13 protein-coding genes are annotated in these 15,134 nt (G+C 45.7%); 7 read left to right on the top strand and 6 right to left on the bottom strand.

Features of this window, described 5'->3' with window-relative positions; all coding sequences use genetic code 11:
• Positions 1-94: 94 nt before the first annotated feature.
• Together rpsA and BMX82_RS01100 are read right to left on the bottom strand one after the other, a co-directional pair.
• Positions 95-1,882 carry a 30S ribosomal protein S1 gene (gene rpsA, locus BMX82_RS01105; RefSeq protein ID WP_036912309.1) on the bottom strand — a complete coding sequence of 596 codons (1,788 nt, stop codon included), beginning with the start codon at positions 1,880-1,882 and terminating at the stop codon, positions 95-97.
• Positions 1,883-2,191: 309 nt separating this feature from the next.
• Positions 2,192-3,529: an NADP-specific glutamate dehydrogenase gene (locus BMX82_RS01100; protein WP_036912307.1), complete on the bottom strand. Its 1,338-nt coding sequence runs from the start codon at positions 3,527-3,529 to the stop codon at positions 2,192-2,194.
• A gap of 569 nt (positions 3,530-4,098) precedes the next feature.
• On the opposite strand from BMX82_RS01100, the gene BMX82_RS01095 reads away from it, so the two are divergent.
• Complete coding sequence (locus tag BMX82_RS01095; RefSeq protein ID WP_218142009.1) at positions 4,099-4,257, top strand: DUF418 domain-containing protein; 159 nt, start codon at positions 4,099-4,101, stop codon at positions 4,255-4,257.
• Positions 4,258-4,262: 5 nt separating this feature from the next.
• Here BMX82_RS01095 and BMX82_RS13090 read toward each other — a convergent pair whose 3' ends face one another.
• Together BMX82_RS13090 and BMX82_RS01080 are read right to left on the bottom strand one after the other, a co-directional pair.
• Positions 4,263-5,189: an NAD(P)H-dependent oxidoreductase gene (locus BMX82_RS13090; RefSeq protein WP_197051332.1), complete on the bottom strand. Its 927-nt coding sequence runs from the start codon at positions 5,187-5,189 to the stop codon at positions 4,263-4,265.
• 84 nt (positions 5,190-5,273) lie between these two features.
• Complete coding sequence (locus BMX82_RS01080) at positions 5,274-7,577, bottom strand: NADP-dependent malic enzyme (RefSeq protein WP_091765330.1); 2,304 nt, start codon at positions 7,575-7,577, stop codon at positions 5,274-5,276.
• Positions 7,578-7,699: 122 nt separating this feature from the next.
• Here BMX82_RS01080 and BMX82_RS01075 point away from each other — a divergent pair, with 122 nt between their 5' ends.
• Positions 7,700-8,317 carry a TetR/AcrR family transcriptional regulator gene (locus BMX82_RS01075; RefSeq protein ID WP_036913555.1) on the top strand — a complete coding sequence of 206 codons (618 nt, stop codon included), beginning with the start codon at positions 7,700-7,702 and terminating at the stop codon, positions 8,315-8,317.
• Between the two features lie 41 nt (positions 8,318-8,358).
• Here BMX82_RS01075 and BMX82_RS01070 read toward each other — a convergent pair whose 3' ends face one another.
• Entirely contained in the window at positions 8,359-9,858 is a 1,500-nt protein-coding gene (locus tag BMX82_RS01070; RefSeq protein ID WP_091765326.1) for a DUF4301 family protein, read from the bottom strand.
• 109 nt (positions 9,859-9,967) lie between these two features.
• Between BMX82_RS01070 and BMX82_RS01065 the strand changes: the two genes are divergently transcribed.
• Positions 9,968-12,040: a RelA/SpoT family protein gene (locus BMX82_RS01065; RefSeq protein ID WP_036912296.1), complete on the top strand. Its 2,073-nt coding sequence runs from the start codon at positions 9,968-9,970 to the stop codon at positions 12,038-12,040.
• A gap of 54 nt (positions 12,041-12,094) precedes the next feature.
• On the top strand, positions 12,095-12,403 hold the full coding sequence (locus BMX82_RS01060) for a hypothetical protein (protein WP_143058286.1): 309 nt from the start codon (positions 12,095-12,097) through the stop codon (positions 12,401-12,403).
• Between the two features lie 8 nt (positions 12,404-12,411).
• Here BMX82_RS01060 and BMX82_RS01055 read toward each other — a convergent pair whose 3' ends face one another.
• On the bottom strand, positions 12,412-13,338 hold the full coding sequence (locus BMX82_RS01055; RefSeq protein WP_143058285.1) for a GNAT family N-acetyltransferase: 927 nt from the start codon (positions 13,336-13,338) through the stop codon (positions 12,412-12,414).
• Between the two features lie 135 nt (positions 13,339-13,473).
• Between BMX82_RS01055 and BMX82_RS01050 the strand changes: the two genes are divergently transcribed.
• From BMX82_RS01050 to BMX82_RS01040, 3 genes are read left to right on the top strand one after another with little or no spacing between them, the layout of a single operon-like run.
• A complete protein-coding gene (locus BMX82_RS01050; RefSeq protein ID WP_091765320.1) occupies positions 13,474-14,001 on the top strand; it encodes a nitroreductase family protein in 528 nt (175 codons plus the stop codon).
• Positions 14,002-14,014: 13 nt separating this feature from the next.
• Positions 14,015-14,533 carry a KdsC family phosphatase gene (locus tag BMX82_RS01045; RefSeq protein WP_091765318.1) on the top strand — a complete coding sequence of 173 codons (519 nt, stop codon included), beginning with the start codon at positions 14,015-14,017 and terminating at the stop codon, positions 14,531-14,533.
• Positions 14,534-14,542: 9 nt separating this feature from the next.
• Positions 14,543-15,127, top strand: coding sequence for a Maf-like protein (locus tag BMX82_RS01040; RefSeq protein ID WP_091765316.1), 585 nt, complete (start codon positions 14,543-14,545; stop codon positions 15,125-15,127).
• Positions 15,128-15,134: the final 7 nt, after the last annotated feature.

Raw genomic sequence — 15,134 nt, 5'->3', positions numbered from 1 at the left:
TTTATAATCTGCCAAGGTTTCTGCAAATATCGTGCCAAAAAAATCCCTCCGGAGGATTTCCGGAGGGATTACTAATTATAGAGTAGGAGAGTGATTACTTCTTCTTCTCACCCTTCTCCATCTGAGCCTTCAGCTGAGCCAGAGCGTCGATGTCGCCGAGGGTTGTGCTGGCAGCTACATTCTCAATCTTTGGAGCGTCGTTCTTTGGAGCGCGAGCCTTCTTGGCTGCAGCCTTCTTCTCCTCACGAGCGGGATCCTCGAAGGTGCGGCTGTGAGACAAGATGATACGCTTGCTGTCCTTGTTGAACTCAATAACCTTGAAGGGCAGAGTCTCACCGAGAACGGCCTGTGAACCATCCTCCTTAACGAGGTGCTTAGGAGTAGCGAAGCCCTCAACGTTCTCCTCGAGAGATACAACGGCGCCTTTCTCGAGCATCTCGCTGATCTTACCCTCGTGGATAGAACCAACGGTGTACTTATCCTCGAATACATCCCAAGGATTGTCCTCAAGCTGCTTGTGTCCGAGAGACAGACGACGGTTCTCCTTGTCGATATCCAGAACGATTACATCGATCTGAGCACCTACCTGAGTGAACTCTGAAGGATGCTTAACCTTCTTGGTCCATGACAGGTCGCTGATGTGAATCAGGCCGTCAACACCCTCTTCGAGCTCAACAAATACACCAAAGTTGGTGAAGTTGCGAACCTTTGCAGTGTGCTTGCTGCCAACAGGATATTTGGTCTCGATAGCCTCCCAGGGATCCTCGCGGAGCTGCTTGATACCAAGTGACATCTTGCGCTCGTCACGGTCGAGAGTCAGGATTACAGCCTCTACCTCTTCGCCAACCTTCAGGAACTCCTGAGCTGAACGGAGGTGCTGGCTCCATGACATCTCTGATACGTGAATCAGACCCTCAACACCAGGCTGAATCTCAACGAATGCACCGTAGTCGGCGATAACAACAACCTTACCCTTTACGTGGTCACCAACCTTGAGGTCAGCATCCAGAGCATCCCAGGGATGTGGGGTGAGCTGCTTCAGACCGAGGGCGATGCGACGCTTCTCGTCGTCGAAGTCGAGGATTACAACATTGATCTTCTGGTCGAGCTCAACTACCTTGTGAGGATCGTCTACGCGGCCCCAAGACAGGTCTGTGATGTGGATGAGTCCGTCAACACCACCGAGGTCAACGAATACACCGTAAGAAGTGATGTTCTTAACGGTACCCTCAAGAATCTGACCCTTCTCAAGACGGCCGATGATCTCCTTCTTCTGAGCCTCGAGCTCCTGCTCGATGAGAGCCTTGTGAGATACAACAACGTTGCGGAACTCCTGGTTAATCTTAACAACCTTGAACTCCATAGTCTTGCCTACGAACTGATCGTAGTCGCGTATGGGGTGAACGTCGATCTGAGAGCCGGGCAGGAAGGCCTCGATGCCGAATACGTCGACAATCATACCGCCCTTAGTGCGACACTTGATGTAACCCTGAATGATTGCATCAGCCTCGAGAGCTGCGTTAACCTCATCCCAAGACTTGCTCAGGCGAGCCTTCTTGTGAGAAAGAAGGAGCTGGCCCTTCTTGTCCTCTGCGCTCTCAACGTAAACCTCTACCTTGTCGCCAACCTTCAGGTCGGGATTGTAGCGGAACTCTGAAGCGGGGATGATACCGTCGCTCTTGTAGCCGATGTTGACAACAACTTCCTTCTTGTCAACGCTGATCACGGTACCTTCTACTACCTGGTGATCGGCTACCTTGTTAAGGGTTTCGTCATACGCTTTGTCAAGCTCTTCCTTGCTGACACCAGCGGTCGTGCCATTTTCAAACTCGTCCCAATTGAAATCGTCGAGTGGCTTAACGTTCTTTGTTAATTCTGACATAATATAAAATTCTTGTGCCCCTCGTTTGTTTGTCGGGGCGGGGTCTGAACAGACGTTTACCAGACCATCTTTAAAGGGTTAATATTCGATAGGAGCAAGCGCCTGTTCCGGCTCCTATTTCCCCCTACGGGGGAGAAAGCGGCTGCAAAGGTAGTCATTTTCCGTGAAAAGTAAGTGGTAAGGGTGGAGAAGTAAGGGATGATTTATGAATTATTAACAAAAAAGAGAGCCGACCCTTTCGAGTCAGCCCTCCATTCCTATCATATTAATAACTATTTAGTTATACTTCATTAAGGTCATTATACAATGTTATACAATGCCCTGAGCCATCATGGCATTGGCAACCTTCATGAAGCCGGCAACATTAGCACCCTTCACGTAGTTGATGTAACCGTCAGCCTGAGTACCGTACTTCACGCAGTTCTCGTGAATGTCGGCCATGATGCGCTTCAGGTAGTCGTCAACCTCCTTAGAAGTCCAGCTCAGACGCTCTGAGTTCTGTGACATCTCAAGACCTGATACTGATACACCACCAGCGTTAGAAGCCTTACCAGGAGCATACAACAGCTTGTTATCCTGGAAAATCTTGATTGCCTCAGGCAGTGAAGGCATGTTAGCACCCTCAGCAACAGCGATTACACCGTTGTCTACGAGAGCCTGAGCCTGCTCACCGTTGATCTCGTTCTGAGTAGCGCAAGGCAGAGCGATATCGGCCTTCTCGTGCCAAGGACGCTCACCAGCGTGATATACTGCGTTAGGATACTCCTCTGCATATTCCTTAATACGTCCGCGCTCAACGTTCTTCAGCTCCTTAACATAAGCCAGCTTGTCGAAGTCGATTCCGTCTGGATCGTAGATGTAACCGTCTGAGTCAGAGAGAGTCATGGGGATAGCACCGAGCTGCAGGCACTTCTCAGCAGCATACTGAGCAACGTTACCTGAACCAGAAATCAGCACCTTCTTACCCTTCAGCTCGATACCACGTGTAGCCAGCATTGAAGTCAGGAAGTAAACTGTACCGTAACCAGTAGCCTCAGGACGAATCAGTGAACCACCGAATGAGAGACCCTTACCGGTCAGTACACCCTGGAACTGGTGTGTGAGCTTCTTGTACTGTCCGAACAGGTAACCAACCTCACGGCCACCTACACCGATATCACCAGCGGGAACGTCCTCATCAGGACCGATTACGCGATAAAGCTCATTCATGAATGCCTGGCAGAAACGCATTACCTCAGCGTCGCTCTTGCCACGAGGAGAGAAGTCAGATCCACCCTTAGCACCACCCATAGGCAGGGTTGTCAGAGAGTTCTTGAAGGTCTGCTCGAAAGCCAGGAACTTCAGGATACCCAGGTTTACACTCTTGTGATAGCGGAGACCACCTTTGTACGGGCCGATAGCATTGTTGTGCTGGATACGGTAACCCATGTTTGTCTGTACGTTACCCTTGTCGTCAGTCCAGGTAATACGGAACTCACAAACGCGATCGGGGATGCAAAGGCGCTCAATGAGGTTGGCCTTCTCAAACTCGGGGTGCTTGTTGTACTCTTCCTCAATTGTGGGAAGTACCTGAGAAACTGCCTGGATGTACTCCGGCTCATTAGGGAATCTCTTTTTCAGATCCTCAACAACTTGTGCTGCATTCATAATCTAATTGTTTTTTTAAGTGTTATAATGATTAAATATTCATTTTTATAGTCTCTACTGCTTTTACAGAGCATTCTGTCTTTACAGTTTTCAAATTCGACTGCAAAATTACATCAAAAATCTGAATTACCAAACATTTTATCAATTATTTATTAGAAAATCTGTCTTTTTGTCACATAATTGATATATGTCAAGCCAAAAAGTAATTTATATACATTTATTATGTGTTCGATAACAAGTTGCGGTCTGTTTCTGATTGCCCGTCATCCGCATGTTTCCCGTTTCTGCATATATATTTAATATAGGTGATATGTTTGCTCCAAGCAAAGGTTGACTTTTATCCGCAGAAACCCAGACTTCCCTCCGAGCAAAGTCGGTCAATCTGCTGCAGTTGTTGCAGTGTTGCAGTTGTTTGAGAGCTTAGCGCACCTCCTAAAAAAGGTCTATATATTATATATTATATATATATAAATATATAGAATTTACTTTTCACTTTTCTCACTCCATGATTCGAACTGCAACACTGCAACAACTGCAGCAAAATACATGTTTCTAAGGTCATAAAAGTTTTGGGGAGCAAAATCGTAACCATCGAACTGACTGCTTTCATTGTGTTCTGTGTGCAGACAGTACTCTGCCGTTGGTGGCTTGGCTATTTCCGTTTTGGTCCGTTAGAATGGCTTTGGCGTATGCTGACATACGGTCGTTATTTCCCATTGAAGAAATAACAGTGTCAGATTTCCTCTATAATAGAGGTTCCCGTTGGACCAGACGTCCATTGCCATGATTCATAGAATCTCAGTTTGCCGTTTTCGGTTCTTGGTACAGAATGGCATGAGCCGGTCTTCAATTCCCCACTGGTGTTGATGTGCTGGTAAGTGAACTGAAGTTCGTTGTCTGTATCAATCTTACCAACCAGAAACCCTTTAATGATGTCTCCACCCGAATATTCGGCCCAAACGGTTTTGTCTTTCTGATGATAACAGAACACGGTCTGGATTGAAACTTCACCAGAGTCAGAATTGTTTATAGCCACAAAATGCCGCCCATCGAGAGAGAATTCAACTTCTGTAGAACTAAACAGGGTCAGTCCTCGGTTGTAGGCGGTAGCAAGATTCTCGTCCCAGTTGTCGCGTCTTGACGGACAGGCTCTGGTCATACCACCGAAGACCACGAAATCAGTGTGTTTCACGCGATTGAACAGGCGATCACCGAACATGATTTTCTTCATACTTGGCAGTAGACCGAACTGCTCAAGTTTATCTGTCGTGTTGCCAGCCGTGCAAAGTATCAGCCCTTTCTCCAACACCTTCATGGTTTTAGGGCCATAGGCAAAACCATAGGTAAATACCCTGTCGAACCAGCCAATGAGTTTTGCTGGTGCTTCAGTCCAGAATACGGGGTAAATGAATATAATGGCATCGGCAGCATTGATCTTCGCTTGTTCAGCAAGCACATCTGCCTCTAAACAGGGCTCGGTCGAGTAATTAGAGTCTCTGAGGTATTCTTTCTCCGACATGTCTGTCTTGAAGTCCATCTGATAGAGATCGGAAAGAACATATTCATTCCCAGAATCTACAATGCCCTTGATGAAGGCGTCGCGCACATGACTGGTGAAAGACTCTTCTGACGGATGGCAATATACGATAAATGCTTTCATCTTCTGTAATGATTTGGTTGATAATAAAAATAATCCCCAGCCTTATTCTGGCTGGGGATTATGAAGCGTATAATGAGCCAGTTCTTACTTTCCAAAGGCTGATATTCGAGCCTGAATCTTTGCCACGTAAGCGTCGATGGTGGCCACGGCTACAATGTTGACAACGTCGCGAACCGATGCACCGAAGTCGATGAAGTGGATAGGCTTGTTCAGACCCATCTGGATCGGGCCGATAATCTCAGCGTCGCTTCCCAGCATCTGCAGCATCTTGTATGAAGAGCGGGCAGAGGTGAGGTTGGGGAATACGAGCGTGTTGACCTTCTTACCCTTGAGACGTGTGAAAGGATACTGTTCGTCGCGCAACTCATTATCGAGAGCGCAGTCGAGCTGCATTTCACCGTCGATAGGCAATTCGGGGAAGAGGGCCTGCATCTGTTCAACGGCACTCTTCACCTTCTTGGCGCCGGAACTGGTGGAAGAGCCGAAATTAGAGTGGCTCATCATACCGATGACAGGTTTCTCGTTGAAGAAGCGAACTGCCGTAGCAGCGAGCTTGGCAATATCGACCAACGTATCTGTATCGGGATTTTCATTGACCAATGTATCGGCGAGATAGAAGGTTCCCTTAGGTGAGTTGACGATGTGCATTGTGCCGAAATGCTTGAACTCAGGACGGATACCAATCACCTCATTAACAACCTTGATGGTATTTGAATACTTTGTATAAAGACCTGTGATAAATGCATCGGCCTCGCCAGTCTCAACCATCATCATACCAAAGTAGTTGCGCTCGAACATCTTGTCGTTGGCCTCCTGGAAGGTATAGCCCTCGCGCTGGCGTTTCTCAGTAAGGATGCGGGCATAACGCTCACGGCGCTCTCGTTCGTTGGGATGACGCAAGTTGACAATCTCGATGCCGTCAAGATTCAAGTCAAGCGATGCAGCAAGTTTGGTGATGACCTCGTCGTTACCAAGCAACACGGGCTGACAGATACCTTCGGCCTTAGCCTGAACAGCGGCTTTCAGCATGGTGGGGTGAACGGCCTCGGCAAATACCACGCGCTGTGGATGGGCAGCAGCAGTAGAATAGAGCTTCTGGGTAAGTTTTGTCTCTTGTCCGAGCAGCACACTGAGTGAATCCTTATAAGCATCCCAGTCCTCGATGGTCTTGCGAGCTACACCACTCTCGATAGCGGCCTTGGCCACAGCAGAAGACACCTCTGTGATGAGTCGTGGGTCAACGGGTTTCGGAATGAAGTAATCGCGGCCAAAGGTGAGGTTGTTCACTTTATACACATCGTTTACTACGTCGGGTACAGGCTGCTTAGCCAGGTCGGCAATGGCGTGAACGGCAGCAAGTTTCATCTCTTCGTTGATGGCTGAAGCGTGAACGTCGAGCGCACCGCGGAAAATATAGGGGAAACCGATGACGTTGTTAATCTGGTTAGGATAGTCGGTACGACCTGTTGACATAAGAACGTCGGGGCGAGCGTCCATCGCGTCCTCGTAAGAGATCTCGGGAACAGGGTTGGCAAGAGCGAAGATGACAGGGTCCTTAGCCATCGACTTAACCATATCCTTTGAAAGTACATTACCCTTTGAGAGTCCAACGAACACATCTGCGTCCTTTACGGCCTCGGCAAGTGTATGGATGTCGGTGCGGTTGGTCGCAAAGAACTTTTTCTGTTCATTAAGGTCTGTACGCTCAGTAGAGATGACACCCTTAGAGTCGAGCATCACGATATTCTCTTTCTGGGCACCGATGGCCATATAGAGCTTTGTACAGGAAATGGCAGCTGCACCAGCGCCATTGACTACGATCTTTACCTTTTTGATATCCTTACCAATAACCTCCATTGCATTCTTCAAACCTGCAGCAGAGATGATGGCTGTACCATGCTGGTCGTCGTGCATCACAGGAATGTCGAGGGTCTTCTTGAGGCGCTCTTCGATGTAGAAGCATTCAGGAGCCTTGATATCCTCGAGGTTGATACCACCGAAAGTGGGGGCTATGCGCTCAACAGCCTCGCAGAACTTCTCCGGGTCTTTCTCTGCAACCTCGATATCGAACACGTCGATACCGCCATAGATCTTAAAGAGCAGACCTTTACCCTCCATAACGGGCTTACCGCTCATGGCACCGATATCACCAAGGCCAAGTACGGCTGTGCCGTTAGAGATAACGGCAACGAGGTTACCCTTATCGGTATACTTATACGCTGCATCAGGATTTTCCTGAATCTCAAGACAGGGATAAGCGACACCGGGAGAGTAGGCGAGACTTAAGTCGGTTTGTGTACGATAGGCCTTGGTTGGCTTAACTTCAATTTTTCCTGGACGTCCGCTCTCGTGATACTCAAGAGCGGCTTCTTTCGAGATCTTTACCATAGTGTGTATTGTAATTTAAATCTTGTTTATTCTGAAAATCGCCCGCAAAAATACAAAAAACAATTCAAAATCATTTTGTTTTTTGGATTTTTTTGTATCTTTGCAACTGAAATTGTATGAATATGCAGGAAACAAAAGATATTTCTCCTTATAAACAAGGACTTAGAGACGTTATCATTGATGCGGCTATTAAATCATTTGCGGAAAAAGGTATTCGTTCCGTGAAGATGGATGACGTAGCTGCAGAGTTGAGTATATCAAAACGCACACTCTATGAGATTTTTGACCGTAAGGAAGATCTGTTGTTTGAAGGAGTGAAGCTCTTCTATCAGAATCGTACTGCCGTGATGGAAGTAAAGGCACAGCACTGCAAGAATGTAATAGAGATTATCTTAGAGGCGTACAGAATGAAGGTGGAGGAGGTCCGTCAAACGAATCCGCAGTTCTATGCCGACTTAGTGAAATATCCGAAGGTGGCTCAGTTTTTGAACGAGCAGAATCTGCAGATGCGTGTCAAGATGCAGAAGTTCATACAACGTGGTATCAATGAAGGTTTTTTCCGCGACGACGTGAACTATGAGATCGTAGGGCGTCTTTTTGATGCGATAGGGAAATATGTGGTTGACAATCAACTCTATCGTCAGTATACCATTGAGGAATTATTCCATAATCTGGTTTTTGTATCACTCAGGGGAATGTGTACGGAAAAAGGTGTAAAAGCACTTGCTAAGATGCTATAATAGAAGAATCCCAGTCTTTTGCGACTGGGATTCTTTCTATATTATTGATGCTGATCTCTGAGAAGGTCGTTGACTGTCTTCACAGGATTGAATGTACCGAGCGGCACTTCAACGAAAATGGTGCTCCAATCGCTCATAGCTCCGTTCCACAATCCCGGTAACTCTAAAGCTTTCAGTTCTTTACCGGCTTTTGATTTAGAAGAGATGAAACCTGTTGTCTTGTCTACAAACTCCGGCAGGTTGAAGGCATTTCCTTTGTAATCCTTTACAGCACAAACCAGATCAACGGGGTTGAAGTGTGTACCCTGAGTAAACATCTTCATATAGGCCTCGTTGTTAGTATCGATTTGTGAACTCTCAAGGATCTGAAGCGATACGGTGCCATCCTGATTATATGTAAGGAACGGACCGCCACCTGGCTCACCGACATTCTTTACGACACCACACACACGCATGGGACGGTTCAACTTAGAACGCAGATAGCTGGCATCAATCTTCTTATCCTTAGCATCAGTACAGAGTTTCTCGCTGACAAATTTCGCAATCTCCTTCATTTGGGCATCGTCTGCTCCAGCGTCGAGCAGACGGAGATATTCAAATGCCTGTTTCTGAAGCGATACCAACACACCCGCGATAACTTGTTTCCACTCTACAGTCTCAGGCTTCAGACGATCGGGCACTACGTTGTCGATGTTTTTGATGAAGATAATATCTGCGTCAATTTCATTGAGATTCTCGATGAGTGCTCCATGACCTCCTGGGCGGAAGAGTAGTGAACCATCGTCGTTGCGGAAAGGGGTGTTGTCTGGATTAGCCGCAACGGTATCGGTTGAAGGCTTCTGTTCGGAGAAAGTGATATCGTATTTGATGCCAAATTTCTTAGCGAACATATCGGCTTTTTCTGCGACCTTAGCCTTGAAAAGTTCCATGTGTTCGTGAGAAACAGTGAAGTGAACATGTGCCTCACCATTGGATGCGGCATAGAGAGCTCCTTCTACGAGATGTTCCTCCATCGGGGTACGAGGACCTTCACTATATTTATGGAAAAGCAACAGTCCCTTTGGGAGCTGTCCGTAGTTCAGACCTTCTGCCTTTAACATATTAGCGGCTACAGCTTTATAATTACCATCTGCCATAAGCGCCTTGATTCCCTTGCCTTCATTCTTCTGGCACACGGCATCGAGTGCATCATAGAAGGCGAACTTCTCGATATTGTCGAAATATTTTTTCTCAAAGTCTGTGGCTGGTGTGTCATAGTCGGCATCGACAAATGCGAACATGTTCTTAAACATACGACTGGCAGCACCAGAGGCCGGAACGAATTTTACGATACGATTACCTTCGGCTTTGTAAGCGTTCCATACGGCTTCAAAGCTCTTGCGCTCATCGGCATTGGGGGCAATAATACCGTGGCCAATACCTGCTGCAGCTTCAAGACGCAGAAAAGGAAAGCCTGTTTTGAATTCATTCAACTGATTTTCGATTTGCTCAGGGGTAATGCCCTTCTGTGCAATCTGCTTTATATCCTGTTGTGATAACATATTTGTAGTATATTAGTTAAAAATATGCCGCAAAGTTATAAAAAAATAGTGAATAGATAATAGTGAATAGTGGAAAATTTGTATCTTTGTAGCGAAAAAAGCAGAATAGATGGCAGAATTGTTTGCATTCACATACGAAGAGAAGAAAAAAATGGCAGCTCAGACAGCTCAGATCCTAGAAGAGGAAATCGGACTGAAGGGTGATGCTATACAGGCAGTTTATCTCATTCCCGAAATAGAGGAAGGCTGTATAACGATGGAGCAGGTTGAAGAGCAATACGGCAATCAGGTGTTGCGCATCCTCCAGGGGCTTAATCGCATTCAACAGCTTTATCAGAAGAATCCTGTGATTGAGAGTGAGAACTTCCGCAATCTGCTACTTTCGTTTGCTGAAGATATGCGCGTGATTCTGATTATGATCGCTAATCGCGTGAATCTGATGCGTCAGATACGCGACACAAAGAATGTCGAAGCCAAGATGGAAGTGTCGCAGGAAGCAGCTTATTTGTATGCACCTTTGGCACACAAGCTGGGCCTATATAAACTGAAAAGCGAGCTCGAGGATCTTTCGCTGAAATATATGGAGCATGACGCATACTATATGATCAGAGAGAAACTCAGCGAGACAAAGAAATCGCGTGATGCTTACATAGCTGCTTTTATCAAGCCGGTAGAGGAGAAAGTGAAGGCTGCAGGTATCAACTGCCATATTAAAGGACGCACTAAAAGCATTCACTCCATATGGGAGAAGATGAAGAAGCAGAAGTGTGGTTTTGAAGGTATATATGATTTGTTTGCCATCCGCATCATTATAGATTGTCCGGAGGAGAAAGAAAAAATGCAGTGCTGGCAGGCATATTCAATTGTAACAGATATGTATCAGCCCAATCCCAAACGGTTGCGCGATTGGCTCTCTGTACCTAAATCGAATGGTTACGAGAGCCTGCATATTACGGTACTTGGGCCAGAGCAGAAATGGGTAGAGGTTCAGATCCGTACTGAGCGTATGGATGAAATCGCAGAACGCGGTGTGGCTGCCCATTGGCGATATAAGGGTGTAAAGGGTGAAACAGGACTGGATGAATGGTTGACGGGAATCCGCAATATGCTGGAACACTCTGACGGCCTCGACGCCATGGATCAGTTTAAGATGGATCTTTACGAAGACGAGGTCTTTGTGTTTACGCCTCGTGGCGATCTGTATAAATTTCCCGTCGGGGCTACTGTACTCGACTTTGCATATCATATCCACTCCAAAATTGGCAATCAGTGTACGGGTGGACGAATCAACGGTCGTGTCGTCTCGATACGACAGATTCTGAAAAGTGGTGATCAGGTTGAAATCCTGACCTCTTCGAATCAGAAACCTCGTCAGGAGTGGTTAAGTATTGTGAAAACCTCGCGCGCTAAATCTAAGATTCGTCTGGCGCTAAAGGAAACTCAGCAGCGCGATGGCCTTTTTGCAAAAGAAATGCTTGAGCGAAAGTTCAAGAACCGCAAGATAGAGCAGGAAGATTCGGTGATGTTCCATGTCATCAAAAAACTCGGATTCAAGGAGGTCAGTGATTTTTATAAGCAGATTGCCGATGGCGTATTAGATGTAAATAGTGTTATAGATAAATATATAGAGGTACGTGATGGTGAGAAAACCATTACGGGCGATAATGTGGCTCGTTCTGCATCGGAGTTCGAACTTGAGCAGTCGAAGTTCTCGCCAGTAAACACAGGCCTTTCTGATGATACGCTTGTGATTGACCGTAATTTAAAGGGGCTTGACTATCAGTTAGCCCGTTGCTGCCATCCAATCTATGGCGACCCAATTTTCGGTTTTGTCACGATCAATGGTGGTATCAAGATTCATCGTCAGGATTGTCCTAATGCACCAGAGCTCCGTCGGCGTTACGGCTATCGTGTAGTGAAAGCCAAATGGAGTGGTAAGGGGTCATCTCAGTACTCTATTACCTTGCGCGTGATTGGCAATGATGACATCGGTATAGTAAATAATCTGACAAGCATTATCTCGAAAGATGAACGACTCGTGCTACGAGCTATCAATATAGACTCGCACGACGGACTGTTCAGTGGTAATCTTGTGGTGATGCTCGAAGATACCTCCCGATTAGAAACCCTGATAAAGAAACTACGAACGGTAAAAGGGGTAAAACAGGTAGAACGATTGTAAAAAGAAAAAAATATAAAAAGAAAAATATGATGAGATATCTAAAAACCAATATATATGGAACGCCTAACAACAATCTTAGGAGTAATACTCCTATTGGCTCTGACGACAGGATGTCGCAGAAGTCAGGCTGATCGCTATGCGCGATATATGGAGGATGTGTCAGACACTACCTTTGAGTACATCATGCCGAAGGCCGATTCATTGGATGCCAATGGAGAAGCTATAGCCAAAGCAAAGAAAGGAGGAAGCTGGGCCGATGATGACGGTCTGGTTGCTATACCCGACATTCCACAAGAACGTCCTGTAAATATGAGTGCCAGCGATTATGAGGCTATGAGGGAATATGCGGGAAAGGGAGAATAAGACATGTGTTATTCCCGATAGAGCCAGGATAATAGGGCATTGACCCATCGGATGGAGAAACGGAACCACCGATAAGTACTTTGCTCTTTTCCGCCAAAACGAAGAATGAATTCACGGAAAGGATTTTTCGAAAAAGGAAGTCCTACATCCATAAAACACATGTGTGCATAGCCCTTTTGATAAGCGTCCTTCATGACATCCCATACAATGATGATGTCAGGATGAAGGTGACGGTAGGTCTTTCTGCGGAATGCCGTATACCAAAGATATGCATTTCCCATACTGTAAACACATGCTGCACACGCGATAACTTTATTATGATACTTGGTGATAAACAGTTGTCCGTGTTGCCCTTCCATCAATTTACGAAAGAATATGTTGTCGGGAATGTATCGTTTTGGTTTCAAAAAATTGTGTTCTCTCAGCAGCTTGGAAAAGGCCTTAAAATCTTCTTCTGTCGTTACGATCTCTGTTTTTACACCTTTGTTGTGCGAGGTGTCAATGCGTTTTTGCATTTTTGCAGAGATGCGTTCCTCGGGGGCATGGCTATGAAGCGAGTTGTGTACACTAGACCAGTTGACGGGAAAGAAACCTTGTTGTCGGAGTTGTTTATAGCCAAACATTTTCTGGCTCATGTTGCTCATTTCCATAAAGAGAGTGCGGTGACTCATTCTTGCCTTCATTTTTGCAAGCATCTCGTCGAACAACTCTTCTTTTCTATAACTGTCATTGTAATAGATACCTTCTCCAAGTACACGAAAATGTATAAAGAATAAAGGTGGAAACAGAAATGTGCGAAGGCGGATAATACCCAGCATATGACAAACTATACGTCCTTCTTCGTCTGTGGTGATAGCCATAACTGGTCTTTGCCGCGGTGTCTGTTCTGCAATTTCAAACAACTCACGACTGTGGAAGAAGTTTTCTTCATCCACTACTGGCAGTTTGCTGCTCTTCGTGTATAGTATAGTTTTAAGTCCTTTCACGCTGCAAAGATAGTAAAAAAATAGAAAATCTAGTTGCTTCTCACTTTTTTTTATTAAATTTGCAACCAAATTAAAGCTTTAGATATGACAGAATTCAAAGAATTAGTACAAAAGCGTCGAAGCCATCGTAAGTTTACGCAAGAAGAGATAGACCCTGAAGATCTGAAGTTAATACTTCGGGCGGCCCTTATGTCACCTACGTCTAAAAGTCAGCGAGCCTGGCAGTTCGTGGTTGTTGACGATAAACTAGACTTAGAGAAATTGGCCGATGCTAAGAATATGGGATCGCAGTTTCTGAAAGATGCCCCGGTAGCTATTGTGGTTCTAGGTGATCCTATGCAGAACGATTGCTGGGTAGAAGACGGTTCTATTGCAACAATTTCTATGCAATATCAGGCTGAAGAACTGGGACTGGGTTCGTGCTGGATTCAGATGAGAGGTCGTGGGCTCGATGATGGTACAACAGCTGATACTGTAATTCGTGGTATACTTGACATTCCTGACAATATGAATTGTCTTTGTATACTTGCTGTGGGACATTTTGCGGATGAACGTAAGCCGCAATCAGAAGATAAGCTGAAATGGGAGAATGTTCATCTGAACAAATGGTGATTTTGTAGCGTATATGATTAATTACGATTTAAATAAGATTCGGGCGATTATCTTCGATATCGATGGTGTGCTTAGTAGTGAAACAATCACCTTGTCATCAGAAGGTGAGCCCTTACGAACGGTAAACATCAAAGACGGTTATGCCATCCAGTTGGCAGTGAAGCACGGATTGAAGATTGCTATTCTTACTGGTGCTAATGTGTCAAGTATCCGTCGTCGTTATGAAGGACTTGGGGTAGAAGATATCTATACAGGTTGTGCGGTAAAAATTGAAACATACGACAAGTTTCTTAATAAATACGGCATTTCTGACGATGAGGTGATGTATATGGGTGATGATATTCCTGATTTGGAAATTATGCGCCGTGTGGGATGTCCTGTTTGCCCTAAAGACGCTTGCAACGAAATTAAATCCATCAGTCTGTATGTCAGTGATCTTATTGGCGGACATGGTTGTGGACGTGATGTGATCGAACAGGTCTTAAGAGCCCAAGGCAAATGGGTGATGGACAAGAAGGCTTTTGGTTGGTAAGTACGTAATATGAATAATAAATCATATAAGATAATATTGGCCAGTAACTCGCCTCGGCGCAAAGAGCTTCTTGCTGGCTTAGGACTACCATTCGAGGTACGTGTACTTAATGGCATTGATGAGTCTTTTCCTTCTTCATTGCCTGTATCGGATGTTGCACTTTATATTGCAGGGAAAAAAGCCGATGCTTATCGTGTTAATATGTCTTCAGACGAGTTGATTATCACGGCAGACACTATTGTCATTGTGGGGGATGAGATACTTGGGAAACCTCATGATGAAGCAGATGCTGTCCGTATGCTGCGCGAGATAAGCGGTCGGACACATCAGGTTACTACGGGCGTATGCCTGGTAGCCGAAGGGTGGGAGAGACGCTTCAGCGTGACTACCGACGTGACTTTCAAAACGCTCTCCGACGAAGAGATACATTATTATATTGATCATTACCATCCTTACGATAAGGCTGGTGCCTATGGTATTCAGGAGTGGATAGGATACACTGGCGTTACAGGACTTAATGGCAGTTACTATAATGTGATGGGGCTTCCCGTGCAACGAATCTACGAAGCACTTCACGAAATCAATGTTCTTTAGACTCTTT

Origin of the sequence: Prevotella sp. khp7, from assembly GCF_900109055.1 — a bacterium.
Lineage (GTDB): Bacteria > Bacteroidota > Bacteroidia > Bacteroidales > Bacteroidaceae > Prevotella.
This window is presented reverse-complemented; position numbering and strand designations above follow the sequence as displayed.

Bases quoted from the DNA above. Each gene is read 5' to 3' on its own strand.
- BMX82_RS01040 (WP_091765316.1), top strand. From the start codon at position 14,543: ATGAATAATAAATCATATAAGATAATATTGGCCAGTAACTCGCCTCGG.
- BMX82_RS01075 (WP_036913555.1), top strand. From the start codon at position 7,700: ATGCAGGAAACAAAAGATATTTCTCCTTATAAACAAGGACTTAGAGAC.
- BMX82_RS01100 (WP_036912307.1), bottom strand. From the start codon at position 3,529: ATGAATGCAGCACAAGTTGTTGAGGATCTGAAAAAGAGATTCCCTAAT.
- rpsA (WP_036912309.1), bottom strand. From the start codon at position 1,882: ATGTCAGAATTAACAAAGAACGTTAAGCCACTCGACGATTTCAATTGG.
- BMX82_RS01080 (WP_091765330.1), bottom strand. From the start codon at position 7,577: ATGGTAAAGATCTCGAAAGAAGCCGCTCTTGAGTATCACGAGAGCGGA.
- BMX82_RS01070 (WP_091765326.1), bottom strand. From the start codon at position 9,858: ATGTTATCACAACAGGATATAAAGCAGATTGCACAGAAGGGCATTACC.
- BMX82_RS01045 (WP_091765318.1), top strand. From the start codon at position 14,015: ATGATTAATTACGATTTAAATAAGATTCGGGCGATTATCTTCGATATC.
- BMX82_RS01065 (WP_036912296.1), top strand. From the start codon at position 9,968: ATGGCAGAATTGTTTGCATTCACATACGAAGAGAAGAAAAAAATGGCA.
- BMX82_RS01050 (WP_091765320.1), top strand. From the start codon at position 13,474: ATGACAGAATTCAAAGAATTAGTACAAAAGCGTCGAAGCCATCGTAAG.
- BMX82_RS01060 (WP_143058286.1), top strand. From the start codon at position 12,095: ATGGAACGCCTAACAACAATCTTAGGAGTAATACTCCTATTGGCTCTG.
- BMX82_RS13090 (WP_197051332.1), bottom strand. From the start codon at position 5,189: ATGAAAGCATTTATCGTATATTGCCATCCGTCAGAAGAGTCTTTCACC.